The sequence below is a fragment of the Catalinimonas alkaloidigena genome, from assembly GCF_900100765.1.
GTDB classification, from domain to species: Bacteria; Bacteroidota; Bacteroidia; order Cytophagales; family Flexibacteraceae; genus Mooreia; species Mooreia alkaloidigena.
The window spans coordinates 197314-213269 of sequence record NZ_FNFO01000010.1 but is presented as its reverse complement, the minus strand read 5'-3'; the positions used below and the strand labels follow the sequence as shown (position 1 = coordinate 213269).

At 57.5% G+C, this 15956-nt stretch carries 8 protein-coding genes; 7 read left to right on the top strand and 1 reads right to left on the bottom strand.

The window, feature by feature from the left end; all coding sequences use genetic code 11:
* The first annotated feature begins 169 nt into the window (after positions 1-169).
* From BLR44_RS22170 to BLR44_RS22150, 5 genes are all read left to right on the top strand, one after another.
* Complete coding sequence (locus tag BLR44_RS22170; RefSeq protein WP_089686445.1) at positions 170-2083, top strand: plastocyanin/azurin family copper-binding protein; 1914 nt, start codon at positions 170-172, stop codon at positions 2081-2083.
* A 201-nt stretch (positions 2084-2284) separates the two neighbouring features.
* Positions 2285-3889 carry an MGH1-like glycoside hydrolase domain-containing protein gene (locus BLR44_RS22165; protein ID WP_089686247.1) on the top strand — a complete coding sequence of 535 codons (1605 nt, stop codon included), beginning with the start codon at positions 2285-2287 and terminating at the stop codon, positions 3887-3889.
* Positions 3890-3904: 15 nt separating this feature from the next.
* Positions 3905-5518, top strand: coding sequence for a glycoside hydrolase family 28 protein (locus tag BLR44_RS22160; RefSeq protein ID WP_089686244.1), 1614 nt, complete (start codon positions 3905-3907; stop codon positions 5516-5518).
* A gap of 172 nt (positions 5519-5690) precedes the next feature.
* On the top strand, positions 5691-7298 hold the full coding sequence (locus BLR44_RS22155) for a DUF5060 domain-containing protein (RefSeq protein WP_089686242.1): 1608 nt from the start codon (positions 5691-5693) through the stop codon (positions 7296-7298).
* Between the two features lie 155 nt (positions 7299-7453).
* Positions 7454-10273, top strand: a complete 2820-nt coding sequence (locus tag BLR44_RS22150; protein ID WP_089686240.1) for a glycoside hydrolase family 95 protein — start codon at positions 7454-7456, stop codon at positions 10271-10273.
* Between the two features lie 107 nt (positions 10274-10380).
* Here BLR44_RS22150 and BLR44_RS22145 read toward each other — a convergent pair whose 3' ends face one another.
* Positions 10381-11358, bottom strand: a complete 978-nt coding sequence (locus BLR44_RS22145; RefSeq protein WP_089686238.1) for an HNH endonuclease — start codon at positions 11356-11358, stop codon at positions 10381-10383.
* 205 nt (positions 11359-11563) lie between these two features.
* On the opposite strand from BLR44_RS22145, the gene BLR44_RS22140 reads away from it, so the two are divergent.
* A complete protein-coding gene (locus tag BLR44_RS22140; RefSeq protein WP_089686444.1) occupies positions 11564-12331 on the top strand; it encodes a 3-keto-disaccharide hydrolase in 768 nt (255 codons plus the stop codon).
* Positions 12332-12504: 173 nt separating this feature from the next.
* Positions 12505-15945, top strand: coding sequence for a malectin domain-containing carbohydrate-binding protein (locus BLR44_RS22135; protein ID WP_245706142.1), 3441 nt, complete (start codon positions 12505-12507; stop codon positions 15943-15945).
* The last annotated feature ends 11 nt before the right edge of the window (positions 15946-15956 follow it).

Below are 15956 nucleotides of genomic sequence, written 5' to 3'. Positions count from 1 at the left end.
ACGAATAGTGAAAAAAATACTATATAAAGGCTCCCGTAGCTACGGGTTTAACCGCGGGGGCGGCCCCCCCGTAGCTACTAGCAAAAGAGTCTGTTGGCACCTCCCTGCCTTCTTTTGGTTCCTGCTGCTTCCTTTGGCGGTGGTGGCGCAGGAAGGAATTGACACGGAAATGGCGCAGAAGGAAAGTCGCTACTACGCGATTCAGGACGTGCCGATTCCCGACAGCGTCGAATTGGAAGTGGGCGGCATCGCCTTCAACGACCGGGACCAGCTGGGCGTGGCGACACGGCGCGGCGAAATCTGGCTGATCGACCAACCCTACGGGAAAAGTCCGCAATACACACGCTTTGCGTCCGGGCTGCACGAGCCGCTGTTTCTTTCGTTCAACAAAGGATCGTTCTACACGACGCAGCGGGCGGAACTGACCAAAATGACCGACACGGACGGGGACGGAAAAGCCGACCTGTTCAACGTCATTTACGCCTGGCCGCTGGCCGGGAATTACCATGAGTACTCGTACGGACCGCTGTTCCTGCCGAACGGCGACATGTTGGTCACCCTCAACCTGGGCTGGGAGGGGAAAGGCAAGAGTCTCTCGAAGTGGCACGGCTGGATGCTGAAAATCACGGAAGATGGGAAGATGACGCCCTTTGCCGCCGGGATGCGTTCGCCTGCCGGAATTGGACTCGATGCGAACGGCGAGGTCTTTTTCGCGGAAAACCAGGGCGACTGGATCGGTTCGGGCCGGATTACCCATCTGAACGAAGGCGATTTTGCGGGACACCCTGCCAGCCTGCGGTGGGCCGGCGAACCCGAATCGCCCATCGACGACCTGACGCTGGACGACTTTCCCGATTCCATCGGGCGGATGTACGATTTCGCGAAGGAACATCCGCGCGTCAAGCTCCCGACCATCTGGTTCCCGCATACACTGATGGGCATTTCCACCTCGGCCATCCTCGCCATCAAGGACGAACGCTTTGGGCCGTTCAAAGGGCAGTTGCTGGTGGGTGACCAGGGCCACAGCAAAGTGATGCGCGCCTTCCTCGAAAAAGTCGACGGCGAGTACCAGGGGGCGTGTTTTCCCTTCCGCGAAGGCTTTTCGTCGGGCATCCTCCGTACGGCGTGGGGCAGCGACCACTCCCTGTTTGTCGGCATGACCAGCCGGGGATGGCCCGCGACCGGCAAAGCGCCCTTCGGGTTGCAGCGACTCGTCTGGACCGGCAAGACGCCTTTCGAGATCAAAGCGATGCGTGCCCTGCACGAAGGCTTCGAACTGGAATTTACACAACCCGTGAACCGCCAACAGGCGGCCGACCCGAAGGCGTACCAGATGACCAGCTTCACGTACCTCTACCACCGCCGCTACGGCAGCCCCATCGTCGACCAGTTGACCTGCGAAGTGACCGAGGCGAAGGTGTCGGCCGACGGCAAACGCGTCACCCTGACGGTAAACGGCCTGCGCGAGGGCTACATCCACGAACTGAAACTCAAAGGGATTACGGCGCAGAACGGCACTGAATTGCTCCACCCGCTGGGCTACTACACGCTGAACCACATTCCCGGCGGCGCAGGTGATCACCAGCACCACGTTGCCATGATGCAGCAACAGGCGGCGCAGGGCGAAGCCGGCGAAGGTTGTGGCACCGATCCGACCAAGAGCGTTTCGACCCAACCCGCCGACTGGGCCAACGGTCCGGACGTGACCATCACCATCGGCACGAAGCCCGGCCTGAAATACGATCTGGAAGCGTTTGAAATCGAAGAAGGCAGCCGCGTAAAAGTGGTGTTTCAGAACTCGGACGACATGCTACACAACCTGGTCATCACGACGCCGGGCAGCGCCGATAAAGTCGGGAAAGCCGCCATGGACCTGGGCATCGACGGCTCAAAACTGGGCTACATTCCCGACCTGGACGATGTGCTTTACCACACGTGCCTCATGCAACCCGAAACCTCGCAGGCGATTTACTTCACCGCGCCGAAGGTGGGCGATTACCCCTACGTCTGCACCTTCCCCGGCCACTATTACGTGATGCGTGGTCTGATGAAAGTCGTCGGCAGTTCCAAAGCCGCGAAGTAGCCAGCTTTAGTAAGAATGAGTATCGCGGCTGTCTGACGTGTACTAGTTTGTAAAGCTCATTCATTCCTGGCTTCAGTTTATAACTGAAGCTTCCCTGTGTTCATATGATTTCAGCCGACGTGGCGCGGCCAGCGTGGCGCGGGCAAAGCCTGAAACCAGTAATGACTTAGCGGCCTACATCAAGCAAGATACTTTTTCAATATGCACATTCCGTTTCGCTCCTTCCTGACCTCTCTCGCTACGCTGGCTTTCCTTCTGGGCTGTGCCGGGACGAAGGAAATTCCGGCCGATCAGCCGTTGGTTTCTACCGAAACGCTTTCGCACTACGTCAGCTACTTCAATGCAATGGAGGCGGAAGATGTCCGGAATCTGGTGCCGAACGCGGCGGCGGAGGGCTGGCTGGAAAAGAACGTCCCTCGGTTCGAATGTCCCGATTCTACGCTCGAACAGGCGTATTATTTCCGGTGGTGGACCTACCGCAAGCACTTGAAAGAGACACCCGACGGATATGTCTTCACTGAATTTATTCAGCCGGTCGGGCACGGTGGCAAGCACCAGACCATCAGTTGTGCGCTGGGACACCAGACTTACGAAGGGCGCTGGTTGCACGATCAAGCGTACCTGGATCAGTTCCTGCATTTCTGGTTCTTTATCGATCCGAACGAGCCGAAGCCGCGTTTCCACAAGTTCAGTAACTGGGCCGCCGATGCGGTCTACGAGCGCTTCCTGGTCGATCAGGATACCGCCTTCGTGGTGTCGCTCCTCGACAGCCTGGACGCTGATTACCACAAGTGGGTCGCCGAAAAAGGAATGGACGATGGCCTCTTCTACCAGTTCGACGTGCGCGACGGCATGGAGGAATCGATCAGTGGGTCGCGTCGCGACAAAAACGAACGTCCCACCATCAACAGCTACATGTACGGCAACGCCAAGGCGATGACCAAGATGGCGCATCTGGTCGGACGGGAGGCGATGGCCGAAGATTACGAGCGGCGGGCCGATACGCTCAAGCAACTCGTGCAGGAACGGCTCTGGGACCCGAAAGCCCACTTCTTCAAGGCGCGGCTGGAGCAAGGCGACACCCTCGCGGATGTGCGGGAAGAGATCGGCTTCATTCCGTGGTACTTCGGACTGCCCGACGACACACCGGAGTACGCCCGCGCGTGGGAGCAGATGCTCGACACCAACGGCTTTGCTGCGCCCTGGGGCCTCACCACCGCCGAGCGTCGTCACCCTGCCTTTCGGACGCACGGTACCGGCAGTTGCGAGTGGGACGGTGCTATCTGGCCCTTCGCCACGACCCAAACTCTCAAAGGCCTATCGACGCTCCTGCATTCGTATAAAAACCATTCGATGACGAAGGACGATTTCTTCGAGGCGCTGCACACTTACGCACAGGCACAACAGAAAAATGGCCGACCCTACATCGGGGAATACCAGGACGAACGCACCGGTTACTGGCTGAAGGGCGATAATCCGCGCAGCCGCTACTACAACCACTCCGGTTTCTGCGACCTAATCATTAACGATCTGGTGGGTCTGCGGCCTCGCCCCGACAATACCTTGGAAGTATCACCGCTCGTGCCCGAAGGGCAGTGGGACTGGTTCTGCCTCGACAACGTGCTCTACCACGACCGGATCGTGACGGTACTGTGGGACAAAACCGGTGAGCATTACGGGATGGGCAAAGGCTTCCGCCTTTTCGCCGACGGCCAGGAAATTTTCCACGCCGACCACCTCACCGATGCCCAGGCCCCCCTACCGGAGAAGAAAACTGGTCATTCCATCGCAATGCAACATCGCTAATCATACGACTTCATCATGTCTACTCATATTTCATCCCGAACTCCTCTCCTCATCGCCTGCCTCCTGACGTTGCTGTCGGTCGTGGCAGGGGCGAACCCGCCAAAGACGGCGCTCTACTACAACGTGCTGGACTACGGTGCGAAACGCGACGGCAGCCAGTTGGCGACGGCCTCCATCAAAAAAGCCATCGACGCCGCCGTAGCGACGGGAGGTGGTACCGTCTACTTTCCCGCGGGCGAGTACCTGACCGGCCCGATCCACCTGAAAAGCAACATCACGATCTTCATCGATGCGGGGGCGCTGATCAAGTTCAGCGACAACTTCGACGACTACCTGCCGATGGTGCCTTCGCGCTGGGAGGGCACAAACGTGACCAACTTCTCGCCGCTTTTCTACGCTTACAAGGCTGAGAACATCGCCATCGTCGGGCGGGGTACCATTGACGGACAAGGGAAGAAATGGTGGGATTATTTCTTCGAGGCCCGGAAAAACAAGGAGACCCGTTCCAAATGGCAACAGGAGTTCGACCGAGTCAACCCGGACGTGATCAAGCCCGACGTGCACGGCACCTACGACGTGGGCTTTCTGCGGCCGCCGTTCATCCAGCCGATGTACTGCAAAAACGTGCGGATCGAAGGCATCACCATTCAGAACTCGCCCTTCTGGACCGTCAACCCTGAATTCTGCGAAAACGTGACGGTGACCGGGGTGACCATCAACAATCCGCCCTCGCCGAACACCGACGGCATTAACCCCGAATCGTGCCGCTACGTGCACATCTCCGACTGCCACATCAGCGTGGGCGACGACTGCATCACGATCAAATCGGGGAAAGACGAAGACGGTCGGAAGGTCGGTGTCCCGGCCGAAAACTATACGATCACGAACTGCACGATGCTGTCCGGCCACGGCGGCGTGGTGATCGGCAGTGAGATGTCGGGCGACGTCAAGAAAATCACCATTGCCAACTGCGTCTTCGACGGGACCGACCGGGGCATCCGGATCAAGACGGCGCGCGGTCGGGGTGGCGTGGTCGAGGAGATCCGCGTGAGCAACATCATCATGAAAGACATCCGCGAGGAAGCAGTGATGATGAACATGCAGTACACGAAGACCGACCCCGAACCCGTGTCGGAGCGTACGCCCCGGTTCCGCAACATTCACATCAGCGGCATCACGGGCAATGCGCAAAATGCCTTCGTACTGCGCGGACTGGACGAAATGCCCATCGACGAAGTCACGTTCTCCGACATCAACTTACGCACCCGCGACGGCGTGAACATCCTGAACGCTACCAACGTGTCCCTGCACGACGTGCGGATCACTACCGAAGCCGGTCCTTCGCTCGAAGCGCAAAACGTACAGCACCTGGAAATCGACGGCTTCAAAACGCTGGAGCCGCATGCGGGCGTGCCCCTGATGCAACTCAAGGATGCGCAGGATGTCTACGTGCACGGCTGTTTTCCGGTTGAGGGCACCGACACGTTCCTGCAACTCGACGGCTCCAAAACGGAAGGCGTTGTGGTGGAGGGCAACAACCTCCGCCACGTCAAGACGGCGGTTCGCAAAGGCGATCAGGTCGTCGAACAAGCCGAAACCAGCAACGCCAGCAGCTACTCCATTCCTTGAAGTTCTCCTCTTGTTACCCTTTTTGTCATTTTGACCGGAGGGAGCGGGGTGGCCCGTGCCAAATCTTTTTTCACTTCAAGATAATTTCACTTTGAAGTCAGGAAGATCTCTCACTAGCGTTCGAGATGACAAAGAATGTATTTGAGTAAAACGACTTTAACCCCACCACCCTATGCGTACTTTCCCTCTACTTCTCCTTTGTCTGATCGTATCATTCACCGTCGTGGCGCAGCCGCAGGTAGAACAGTGGGGGATGTTCGAGGTGACGTTGCAGGGATCGGATGCGGGCAATCCGTTCATCGAGGTGCCGCTGACGGCGGAGTTTGTCCACGACGATACCACTTACACCCCCGACGGCTTTTACGACGGGGACGGAACGTACAAGGTGCGGTTTATGCCGGACCGGGAAGGGAACTGGACCTACACGACCCACAGCAAACGCGCGGACCTGGACGGCAAAACGGGTTCGTTTACCTGCACCGCCCCCTCGCCCAACAACCATGGGCCTGTGCAGGTGCGGAATCAATTCCATTTTGGCTATGCGGACGCAACGCCGTTCTACCCGTTCGGCACGACGATCTACGAGTGGGCCTTTACCTCGCCGGAGCGGCAGCAACAGACCATCCAGACGCTGCAAGGTTCGCCGTTCAACAAAGCGCGCTTTCTGGCCGTGCCGCCTTACAAAGGCTATTACCTTGAAGGTCCGCTCAAAATCACAGAGTTTCCGTTTGAGGGCACCTCCAAGGCCGACTGGGATTTCTCCCGTTTCAATCCCGCCTACTTTCAGGCGTTGGAGGAGCGGGTTGCCGAGCTACGCGACATCGGGGTGCAGGCCGACCTGATCCTCTTCCGTCCGTACGACGGGGGCAAGTGGGGCTTCGACCAGATGGACATGGCGACGAACCAGCGTTTCCTCCGCTACGTCATCGCCCGGCTGGGCGCGTACCGCAACATCTGGTGGAGCCTCGCCAACGAGAACAGCTTCATTCGGCACCTGACCGATGAAGATTGGGACGTGCTGTTCCAGACGGTGCAGCAGCACGATCCGTACCAGCACCTGCGCTCCATCCACAACGCCGGTCGCCTCTACGACTACACGAAGCCGTGGGTCACGCACGTCAGCCTGCAGTACTACAACGCCGTGAAGGTGTTCGGCGTCTCGCCCCTCTTGCGCGACATTTACCAGAAGCCCATCGTGCACGACGAGATCAACTACGAAGGGAACATCGAGCGGCGGTGGGGGCAGTTGTCGGGCGAAGAGATGACCTACCGTTTCTGGGTCGCCTACATCGGGGGCGCGTACGCCACGCACGGGGAGGCCATCGAAGGTGGGTGGCTCTCGCTCGGCGGCGAACTGACGGGCGAAAGTCCGAGTCGGATCGCTTTCCTGAAAGAGATTGTGGAGGCCGGCCCCCCGGAAGGATTGGAGCCACTGGACCATTACTACCTGACGAATGTGGCCGGGAAATACGCGCAGTACTACCTGTTCTACTTCGGGAAAGAGCAGCAGAAGACGTGGGACTTTATCCTGACCGACGAGGACCTGGCTCCCGGAATGAAGTTCAAAGTCGATGTGATCGACACGTGGAACAGGACCATCACCCCCGTAGATCGCGTGTTTGAAGTGGAAGAATTGGACAATTACCGCTTCGTCGATAAGCACCGCGCGAAGGTGAAACTCCCGAACCGTCCCTACATGGCCCTGCGCATCCAGCGGATCGACGAGGCCACCCAACCCTCCGGAAAAGATACGCAACGGGACGAAGCCGACGAGTTATAAATCGTGCAGGAGCTACACTAGTTTATAAGCGAGCCCGATAACCACTGAGGCACAGAGGGCACGAAGGAACACAAAGCGGTCAGAGTCGTAGCCCCTGGCTAGAATGACCCTTTGAGCGACAGCGTTGATTTTAGCGACAAGGTTTTAGCATACACATGCATATACAAAAATGGATTACCGTCGGACTGATGCTGGTGGGCGCACCTGCCTGGGCGCAGTCTGATCTCACCTTATGGTACGACGAACCCGCCACGGAATGGACGGAGGCCCTGCCCATCGGCAACGGCCGGCTCGGTGCGATGGTGTTTGGCGGGGCGGCAGAAGAGCACCTGCAATACAACGAAGAGACGCTCTGGACCGGTGAGCCTCGGGAGTACGCCCGTCCGGGGGCGGCACAGTACCTCCCGGAAATTCGGCGACTCATTGCGGAAGGCAAACAGGCCGAAGCCGAAGCGTTGGCGAATGAGCACTTCATGGGCCTGAAGAGCCACGAAGCGGACTACGACCAACAACGGGAAGCCTGGATACAACAAGTGAAAGCCGGACCCCATCCCCCCGAAGCCACAGCCGACTTCGACGACAGCCAGTGGAAACCGATGGAGGTTCCGGTGTCGCAGGGATGGGAGCGCATCGGGCTGGAAGACATGGTCGCTGTCGACGGAGCCGTCTGGTTCCGTACCCAATTCGAGGTGCCGAAGGGCTGGAAGCGGAAGGACCTGATGCTGGAACTGGGACGCATCCGTGACGATGACATTACGTTTGTGAACGGCCAACAGGTCGGCACGACGCAGGGAAAAGATGAAATCCGCCGCTATACGATTCCCGCCAAGCTCCTCAAGAAAGGGAAGAACCAACTGGCGGTACAAGTTCTAAATTACTACGACAAAGGAGGGCTGACCGGCCCGAAAGGCACCGACCGTCCGCTGTGTGTTTATCCGCAAGGCGCACCCGACCAGCGGGTTTCGATCGAAGGGACGTGGACGTACTGGGTGCAGAACGACGAACCTCCGGCCTATCCGCAGTACGAAGCTTCTTACCAGCCGTTCGGCGACCTGTACCTCGCCTTTCCGGAGCACGAAGCAGCGACCAACTACCGCCGGGAACTGAACATCTCGGAAGCCGTGGCCCGTACTTCATACCAGCACAACGGCGTCACCTTTACGCGGGAATACTTCGCCAGCGTGCCGAACCAAACGATGGTCGTCCACCTGACGGCCAGTACGCCGGGACAACTTTCTTTTACTACCTCGCTGACCAGTCCGCACAAGAAATCGTCCACCCGAAAACTCGACGACCGGACGCTGGCCCTGTCGTTGCAGGTTCAGAACGGAGCCCTGCGCGGCGAAAGCCAGTTGCGGGCGGAGGCGAAAGGCGGGCAGGTGTCTGTGACGGATAGCGGCATCCAGGTGCAGGGGGCCGACGAAGTGACGCTCTACCTCACGGCGGGTACCAACTACGTGAACTACCACGACGTCTCCGGCGATCCGGTGCAGGTGTGTCAGCAAGCGCTGAAGAGTCTTCAGGGGAAGACTTATGCGCAGATGCGTGATGCGCATGTGCAGGACTATCAGCAGTACTTCAACCAGCTTTCCATCGACCTGGGCCATTCCGCCAACGAAGACCTGCCGACCGACGAGCGCATCGCTGAGTTTGGGTCATCCAACGATCCGGCCCTGATGGCGCTGTACGTCCAGTTCGGGCGTTATCTGTTGCTGGCGACCTCCCGCCCCGGCACGCGTCCGCCCAACATCCAGGGCATCTGGAACGACCTTTTGAACCCACCGTGGGGCAGCAAGTACACCACAAACATCAACGTCGAGATGATCTACTGGGCGGCCGAGAAACTGAACCTGTCCGCGATGCACGAACCGCTGTTCGACATGATCGACGACCTGGAGGCACAAGGCGCGAAGACCGCGAAGGTTCATTACGGGGCCGACGGCTGGGTGTTGCACCACAACACCGACCTCTGGCGCGGCACGGCACCCATCAATAACGCCAACCACGGCATATGGGTGTCGGGGGCGGGTTGGCTGAGCCATCACCTGTGGGAGCATTACCTCTATACGCAGGACAAACAATTTCTCCGCGACCGCGCCTACCCCGCCATGAAAGGGGCCGCCGAATTTTACGTCGATTTTCTGGTGGAAGATCCGGCGTCGGGCTGGCTGATCAGCACGCCCTCCAATTCACCAGAAAACGGAGGGCTGGTCGCCGGACCGACGATGGACCATCAGATCATCCGCAGCCTGTTTCAGAAGACCATTGAAGCCAGCGAACTCCTCGGGATCGACGCTGCCTTCCGCGATACGCTGGCGACGCTATGGCCCAAGATTGCACCGAACCAGATCGGCCAGCACGGCCAGTTGCAGGAGTGGTTGGCCGACGTGGACGACCCGACCAATCACCACCGGCACGTATCGCACCTCTGGGGCATTCATCCCGGCGACGACATCACCTGGCGGAAGACGCCGGAACTGATGGCGGCCGCGCAACAATCGCTGGAGTACCGGGGCGACGAAGGCACGGGCTGGAGCCTCGCCTGGAAAATCAACTTCTGGGCGCGCCTGAAAGACGGCAACCACGCCTACAAAATGATCCAGATGCTGCTGAGTCCCGCTGCCGATGGGGGCGGTTCTTATCCCAGCCTCCTCGACGCTCACCCGCCGTTCCAGATCGACGGGAACTTTGGAGGGGCCGTGGGCATCGCCGAAATGTTGGTCCAGAGCCACGACGGCGGCATTGAATTGCTTCCCGCCCTGCCCGCTGCGCTCCCGCTCGGCGATGTGGACGGACTAAAAGCGCGGGGCGGCTTCACGCTCCACCTGATGTGGGAGGAAGGCAAGTTGAAGGGAATCGACGTGACGTCCACCGCCGGGGAAGGCTGCGTCCTCCGGTACGGCGACAAGGAAATCGCCTTCGAGACCGAAACCGGCCAGACCTACCGCCTCGACGGCAACCTGATGCGGCTGTAAGTAAGCCTTCTCCCACCTCTCTTGTCATCTCGAACGAATGTGAGAGATCTTGCTCCAAAAGTTGGAAGATCTCTCACATCGGTCGAGATGACAGTAAAAGGTTACTTCTACTTGAGGAATACATCCCAAAGCTTCTGGTAGCCGAAATGTTGGCAATCTGCAACACCAGTGAAATTCTCTATCTTTTTTATATTAAGATCACCTCCGTATTCTGAAAATGCACCATAGTGCAAATAATTAGCCCATGCTTGCTCACCTGGACCAGGAATAATCATGGCTATGTTTTCTTTATTTCCTTGACGTCTTTCTTTGATTTGGAAGACTACTAAATATGCTTGCAATTCTGGCGGTTCTTTAATCACATGCAAGCTAATCAACTCATCCTTTAGTGGGACGGAGGGCTTTATGCGCCCATAAGTAGAGTAAGGAAGTATAGACTCTGTTCCATAAACGAGTTGCTTGCATAGTTCTTCCGTGTTTTTATTAAATAGAAAATCATAACCAAAGAGTGAAAAGCATTCTAGGAACGCGATTCTTAGGTAAGCTTGATTCTTTGCAGATTCACTTGGTACTTGGAATGATACATCTACTTTCCCTCCTGAAAAGACCTTCCTCATTTTCTGATCAAAATGAGGGAAAGCCTGAGGGTTGATCGTTATAAGAAAACCCTTGTCATCTTGATTGGCTAATGTCCCCTTAAATACCTTATTCTCTTCAAACTTGAAAACAGCATCAATTGCAGCCCCAGGCATCTTTGTTAAAAATGGCTGAGTTTGGAGATGGTGCAATAGGGTTTTGTCCAACTTAGCTCCTGCTATATTATTACAGTTCTTACAAGTCAGAATTTTTGATTTTCCCCCAACACTTTTAGGCGGAACGTGCTCCAGTGTAAGAAATGGCTCTGGCCCAAGAATAGCATTCTCAGGAAAGAAGGTAAGGCATAATGGACATACATAGAGTGGTTGGTCAATTACCTCACCATCTGAGGTGAACACTTGTTTTCGATTAGCTTGGAGATACTTCTTTAAATCGTGTGAATAGATGTCAAAGATTCTTTTCCGCTTTGCATCGTAATTGCTGGACATATTTTCTCTTTCATTAGCAATCTACTATCCCTGAATATAGCGAATAGATAATGTTTCTATGGCATTATTAGTCAAAGCGACTGTGAAAGATCTTCTAACTTTTGGAGCAAGATCTCTCCCTTCGGTCGAGATGACAGGAAAAAGGATGAGCGAAAAAACAAGAGGGTATAATCGGGGGGTGAGGTGCACTTCAAGGTACATGAACATGCCTGATTTTCTCATCGCTCCGCTGCATAAAGTCCTTCTCGGTGCGCTCCTGTGGCTCCCCCTTTCTACGGCCTGGGCGCAGGAAGAAATGTCCCCCAAAGAGACTGAAGACTGGTCGCGGAAGCCGCCGATCGTTGATCCCTACGCGCAGCAGCACGCCCCTTCGGATGCCATCATCTTATTTCGGGGGAAGGACGATCTCCGGCACTGGGAGCACCTGGACGGTAGCCCCGTGACCTGGGACGTGCAAGGAGAGGAGTTGCTCGTGACGCCGAAAGCCACCGATATCCAGACGAAACAGAAATTCGGCGATTGCCAGTTGCACGTGGAATGGCGCACACCCGATCCGAAGGAGGATTTTAGCAACAACATGGGCAACAGCGGCGTGTTTCTGATGGGCCTCTACGAACTACAGATTTACGAGTCGTATCACGATGAGAATAAAATTTACTACAACGGGCAGGCGGGCAGTGTGTACAAGCAGCACATTCCGCTGGTGAACGCGTCGCTGCCGCCCCGCACGTGGCAGAGCTACGACATCGTGTTTGAAGCGCCGGAATTCAACGCTGATAAGTCCCTTAAGACTCCCGCGTACCTAACGGTATTCCAGAACAGCGTGCTCATCCTGAACCATGTCGCCCTGAAAGGTCCGATGAAGTACCAGGGCCTTCCCGAATACGAGTACCACGCGTCCAAATTACCGTTACGTTTGCAGGAGCACAACAGCCGGGTCGGGTACCGCAACCTTTGGATTCGGGAATTGTAATGAGAGGAGCTAATCAAACCATGTGGATTCTTTTATCACCCCTTCATGTCATTTCGAACGCAGTGAGAAATCTCCTCACTTTTGGAGCAAGATTTCTCGCTGGTGCTCGAAATGACAATAGATGGTTAGTTCTCTTTTTCCTCCTCACTTCAACGGCGTTTGCGCAACGCGATGTGCGCCAGGACATTTCGCTGAACGAAGGGTGGCAGACGGTAGCGAACGATACGAACCAGGAAGCGTACGCGGGGTTTGAGGAAATCAGCTATATCACGCGCGATTGGGAGCAAATTGAGGTGCCGCACAACTGGGACGGTTACGAAGGCTACCGCCGGAAACTGCACGGCAACCGCCACGGCTACGCCTGGTACCGGAAGCGCTTCACCGTTGCGCCTCAAAAAGAAGGGCAGCGCTACTTTCTCTTTTTTGAGGGTGTAGGGTCGTACGCGACGGTCTGGCTGAACGGCCAACGGGTAGGCTACCATGCGGGAGGACGCACGACGTTTACGCTGGATGTGACCGACGCCATTTCGCTGGAAGGGGAGAACGTGTTGGCGGTACGGGCCGACCATCCGGCGTTCATTGAGGACTTGCCGTGGGTCTGCGGGGGCTGTTCTGACGAGCGGGGCTTTTCGGAAGGTTCTCAACCGATGGGGATTTTCCGGCCGGTACACCTAATCGTTACCGACCCCGTGCGGATCGAACCGTTCGGCGTACACGTCTGGAACGACACGACCGTCTCCGCACAAGCGGCGCAGTTGCACCTGACCACCGAACTCAAAAACTACGGCTCAAAAGCGAAGGCTGTGCAACTCAAGAGTCGCTTGCTAGACCGCGACGGGAAATTAGTTTTTGAGGTCACCACGAAACACAAACTCCGGCCGGGAGGGATCGACACCATCGCCCATCAGCCGCCGGTGATTGCAAATCCGCATTTGTGGTCGGTCGACGATCCGTACCTCTACACGCTCGTGTCGGAAGTGGTGGCAAAAGGCAATGTGATTGACCGGACGGAGACGCCCTACGGCATCCGGTGGATCAGCTGGCCCATCTACCCGGTGGACGGCTCGCAACAATTTTACCTGAACGGGAAACCGGTCTTTATCCACGGCATCGCGGAGTACGAACACCTCCTCGGGCAAAGCCATGCCTTTACGGCGGAAGAAGTGCGGGCGCGCGCCTTGCAGATGAAAAACCTGGGCTTTAATTCGTTTCGGGATGCCCACCAGCCCCATAACCTCGACTACCAGACCTACTGGGATTCGCTCGGTGTATTGTGGTGGACGCAGCTTTCGGCGCACATCTGGTACGACACACCCGAGTTTCGGGAGAACTTCAAAACCCTCCTGAAAGATTGGGTGAAGGAACGGCGCAACAGCCCGTCGGTGGTGTTGTGGGGCTTGCAGAACGAGAGCCACCTTCCGGCCGATTTTGCGCGGGAGTGTACCGAACTGATCCGTCAACTGGACCCGACCACCTCGTCACAACGGCTGGTGACGACCTGTAACGGCGGCGAAGGCACCGACTGGGACGTGCCGCAAAACTGGACGGGCACCTACGGCGGCGACCCGACGACATACAACGAAGACGTAAAACGGCAGGTCCTGATTGGGGAATACGGCGCGTGGCGGACGCTCGATCTGCACACGGAAGGCCCGTTCGATCAGAACGGAATCTACAGCGAAGACCGGATGACGCAACTGATGGAGATGAAAGTCCGCCTCGCTGAATCGGTGCGCGACAGTGCGTCCGGGCATTACTTCTGGCTCTTCTCGTCGCACGACAACCCCGGTCGCGTGCAGGCGGGCGAAGGCTACCGCGAACTGGACCGGATCGGGCCGGTCAACTACAAAGGGCTGATGACGCCCTGGGAGGAGCCGCTCGACGTCTACCACATGTTTCGCTCCAACTACGCCACCGAGCCGATGGTCTACCTCGTGTCGCACACGTGGCCGGACCGCTGGACCGAACCGGGCATGAAAGACAGCCTTGTCGTCTATTCCAACTGCGACGAAGTCGAACTCTTCAACGATGTGGGCGGGGCGTCGCTCGGGAAAAAGAAACGGAATGGCATTGGGACGCACTTTCAATGGGATGGCCTAGAGGTGCAATACAATGTACTGGAAGCTGTGGGCTACGTGGACGGCAAGGAAGTGGCACGCGACCGGATCGTGTTGCGCCATCTGCCACCCGCTCCTCATTTCGAGCAACTTTACCAAGATGCTACGCCGCTCACGGACGCAGAACTAGGGTGGCGTTACCTCTACCGGGTCAACTGCGGCGGCCCCACGTACGTGGATACATACGAAAACCAATGGCAGGCCGACCGCGCCTGGACCGATAATGACGCCTGGGGTTCCCTGTCCTGGACGAACCAGTTTCCGGGAATGCCCGCTTATTTCGCCAGCCAGCGCCGGACGTACGATCCCATCCGGGGCACGCGCGACTGGGAGTTGTTCCAGACTTTTCGCTACGGACGCGATCAATTGCGTTACCGCTTTCCGGTGCCCGACGGCGAGTACCGGGTCGAACTTTACTTCACGGAGCCCTGGCTGGGCACGGGCGGCGGGCAGGACTGCACCGGCTGGCGGCTGTTCGACGTGGCGGTGAATGGAACCACGGTTTTGAAAGACCTGGACCTCTGGAAGGAAGCGGGCCACGACGGAGCCCTCAAAAAAGTGGTGACGGCGCAGGTGACCGGCGGGCAACTGGAAGTCTCCTTTCCCAACGTGGCGGCCGGGCAGGCGGTGATTTCGGGCATCGCCATCGCCACCGAAAATCCGGATATCGAACCCGCCCCGGCCGCCCCGAACTGGATCGGAAAGCTCACCACCCCCGGCTGGTCGGCGCAGACCTGGCTGGATGCGGGACAAGCGCCTTACGCGGGTAGTGACGTCACGTTCCTGAATGTACCGCCCGATCTGTACGGCTCAGAATGGTTGCAGAAAACCTCCACTGCCGATGCGGAAGCGACGGTGCAGTTTGCGGTGACGACCGAATCGGAAGTGCACGTCGCCCTCGATACGATCCTCCAACGACCGGACTGGATGTCGTCTTACGAAGACCTGAATACATGCATCGACCTGAGCGACGGGCGGCGGTTCCACGTCTACCGGAAGCGTTTCCCGAAAGGATCTACCGTCACGCTGGGCGCGCCCGACGGGGCCACCGATTTCCTGGTGATCGTGCAGCAGACGTCGACCATCGATCCGCCGTACGATCTGAAAGAATCCACGCAGTACAAAGCTTTTGAAGCCGAACTGATCGGGGAGGGCATCAGCAAAAAAATCTTCAGTGACAACGAACGGGCGATTTACAACCGGGCCTCCGGCGATACGCTGGCGTGGCACATCAACGTGGGCGTCGCCGACATCTACTCGCTGGAGGTGAAGTACCACAATCCGCACGAAGCCACAGGAACGGGACGGCTGGAAGTCCGTTCCGCCGACGGCTCCCTGATGAAAGCAGAAGACGTGGAGTTTACCGAAACGCGGCCCGGCAAGTGGAACTACATCAACACCACGACGGGCAGCATGATCAACGCGGGCGACTACACCGTCCTTCTCATCTCGACCACTGCAGCGGGCGTGCTCGTCGATGCGCTGTCGGTGAAGTAGATTTTCAGAGT

What these genes read in the sequence shown, in the direction of transcription:
- BLR44_RS22170 (WP_089686445.1), top strand. Translation starts at nt 170, where the DNA reads ATGGCGCAGAAGGAAAGTCGCTACTACGCGATTCAGGACGTGCCGATT.
- BLR44_RS22165 (WP_089686247.1), top strand. Translation starts at nt 2,285, where the DNA reads ATGCACATTCCGTTTCGCTCCTTCCTGACCTCTCTCGCTACGCTGGCT.
- BLR44_RS22160 (WP_089686244.1), top strand. Translation starts at nt 3,905, where the DNA reads ATGTCTACTCATATTTCATCCCGAACTCCTCTCCTCATCGCCTGCCTC.
- BLR44_RS22155 (WP_089686242.1), top strand. Translation starts at nt 5,691, where the DNA reads ATGCGTACTTTCCCTCTACTTCTCCTTTGTCTGATCGTATCATTCACC.
- BLR44_RS22150 (WP_089686240.1), top strand. Translation starts at nt 7,454, where the DNA reads ATGCATATACAAAAATGGATTACCGTCGGACTGATGCTGGTGGGCGCA.
- BLR44_RS22145 (WP_089686238.1), bottom strand. Translation starts at nt 11,358, where the DNA reads ATGTCCAGCAATTACGATGCAAAGCGGAAAAGAATCTTTGACATCTAT.
- BLR44_RS22140 (WP_089686444.1), top strand. Translation starts at nt 11,564, where the DNA reads ATGCCTGATTTTCTCATCGCTCCGCTGCATAAAGTCCTTCTCGGTGCG.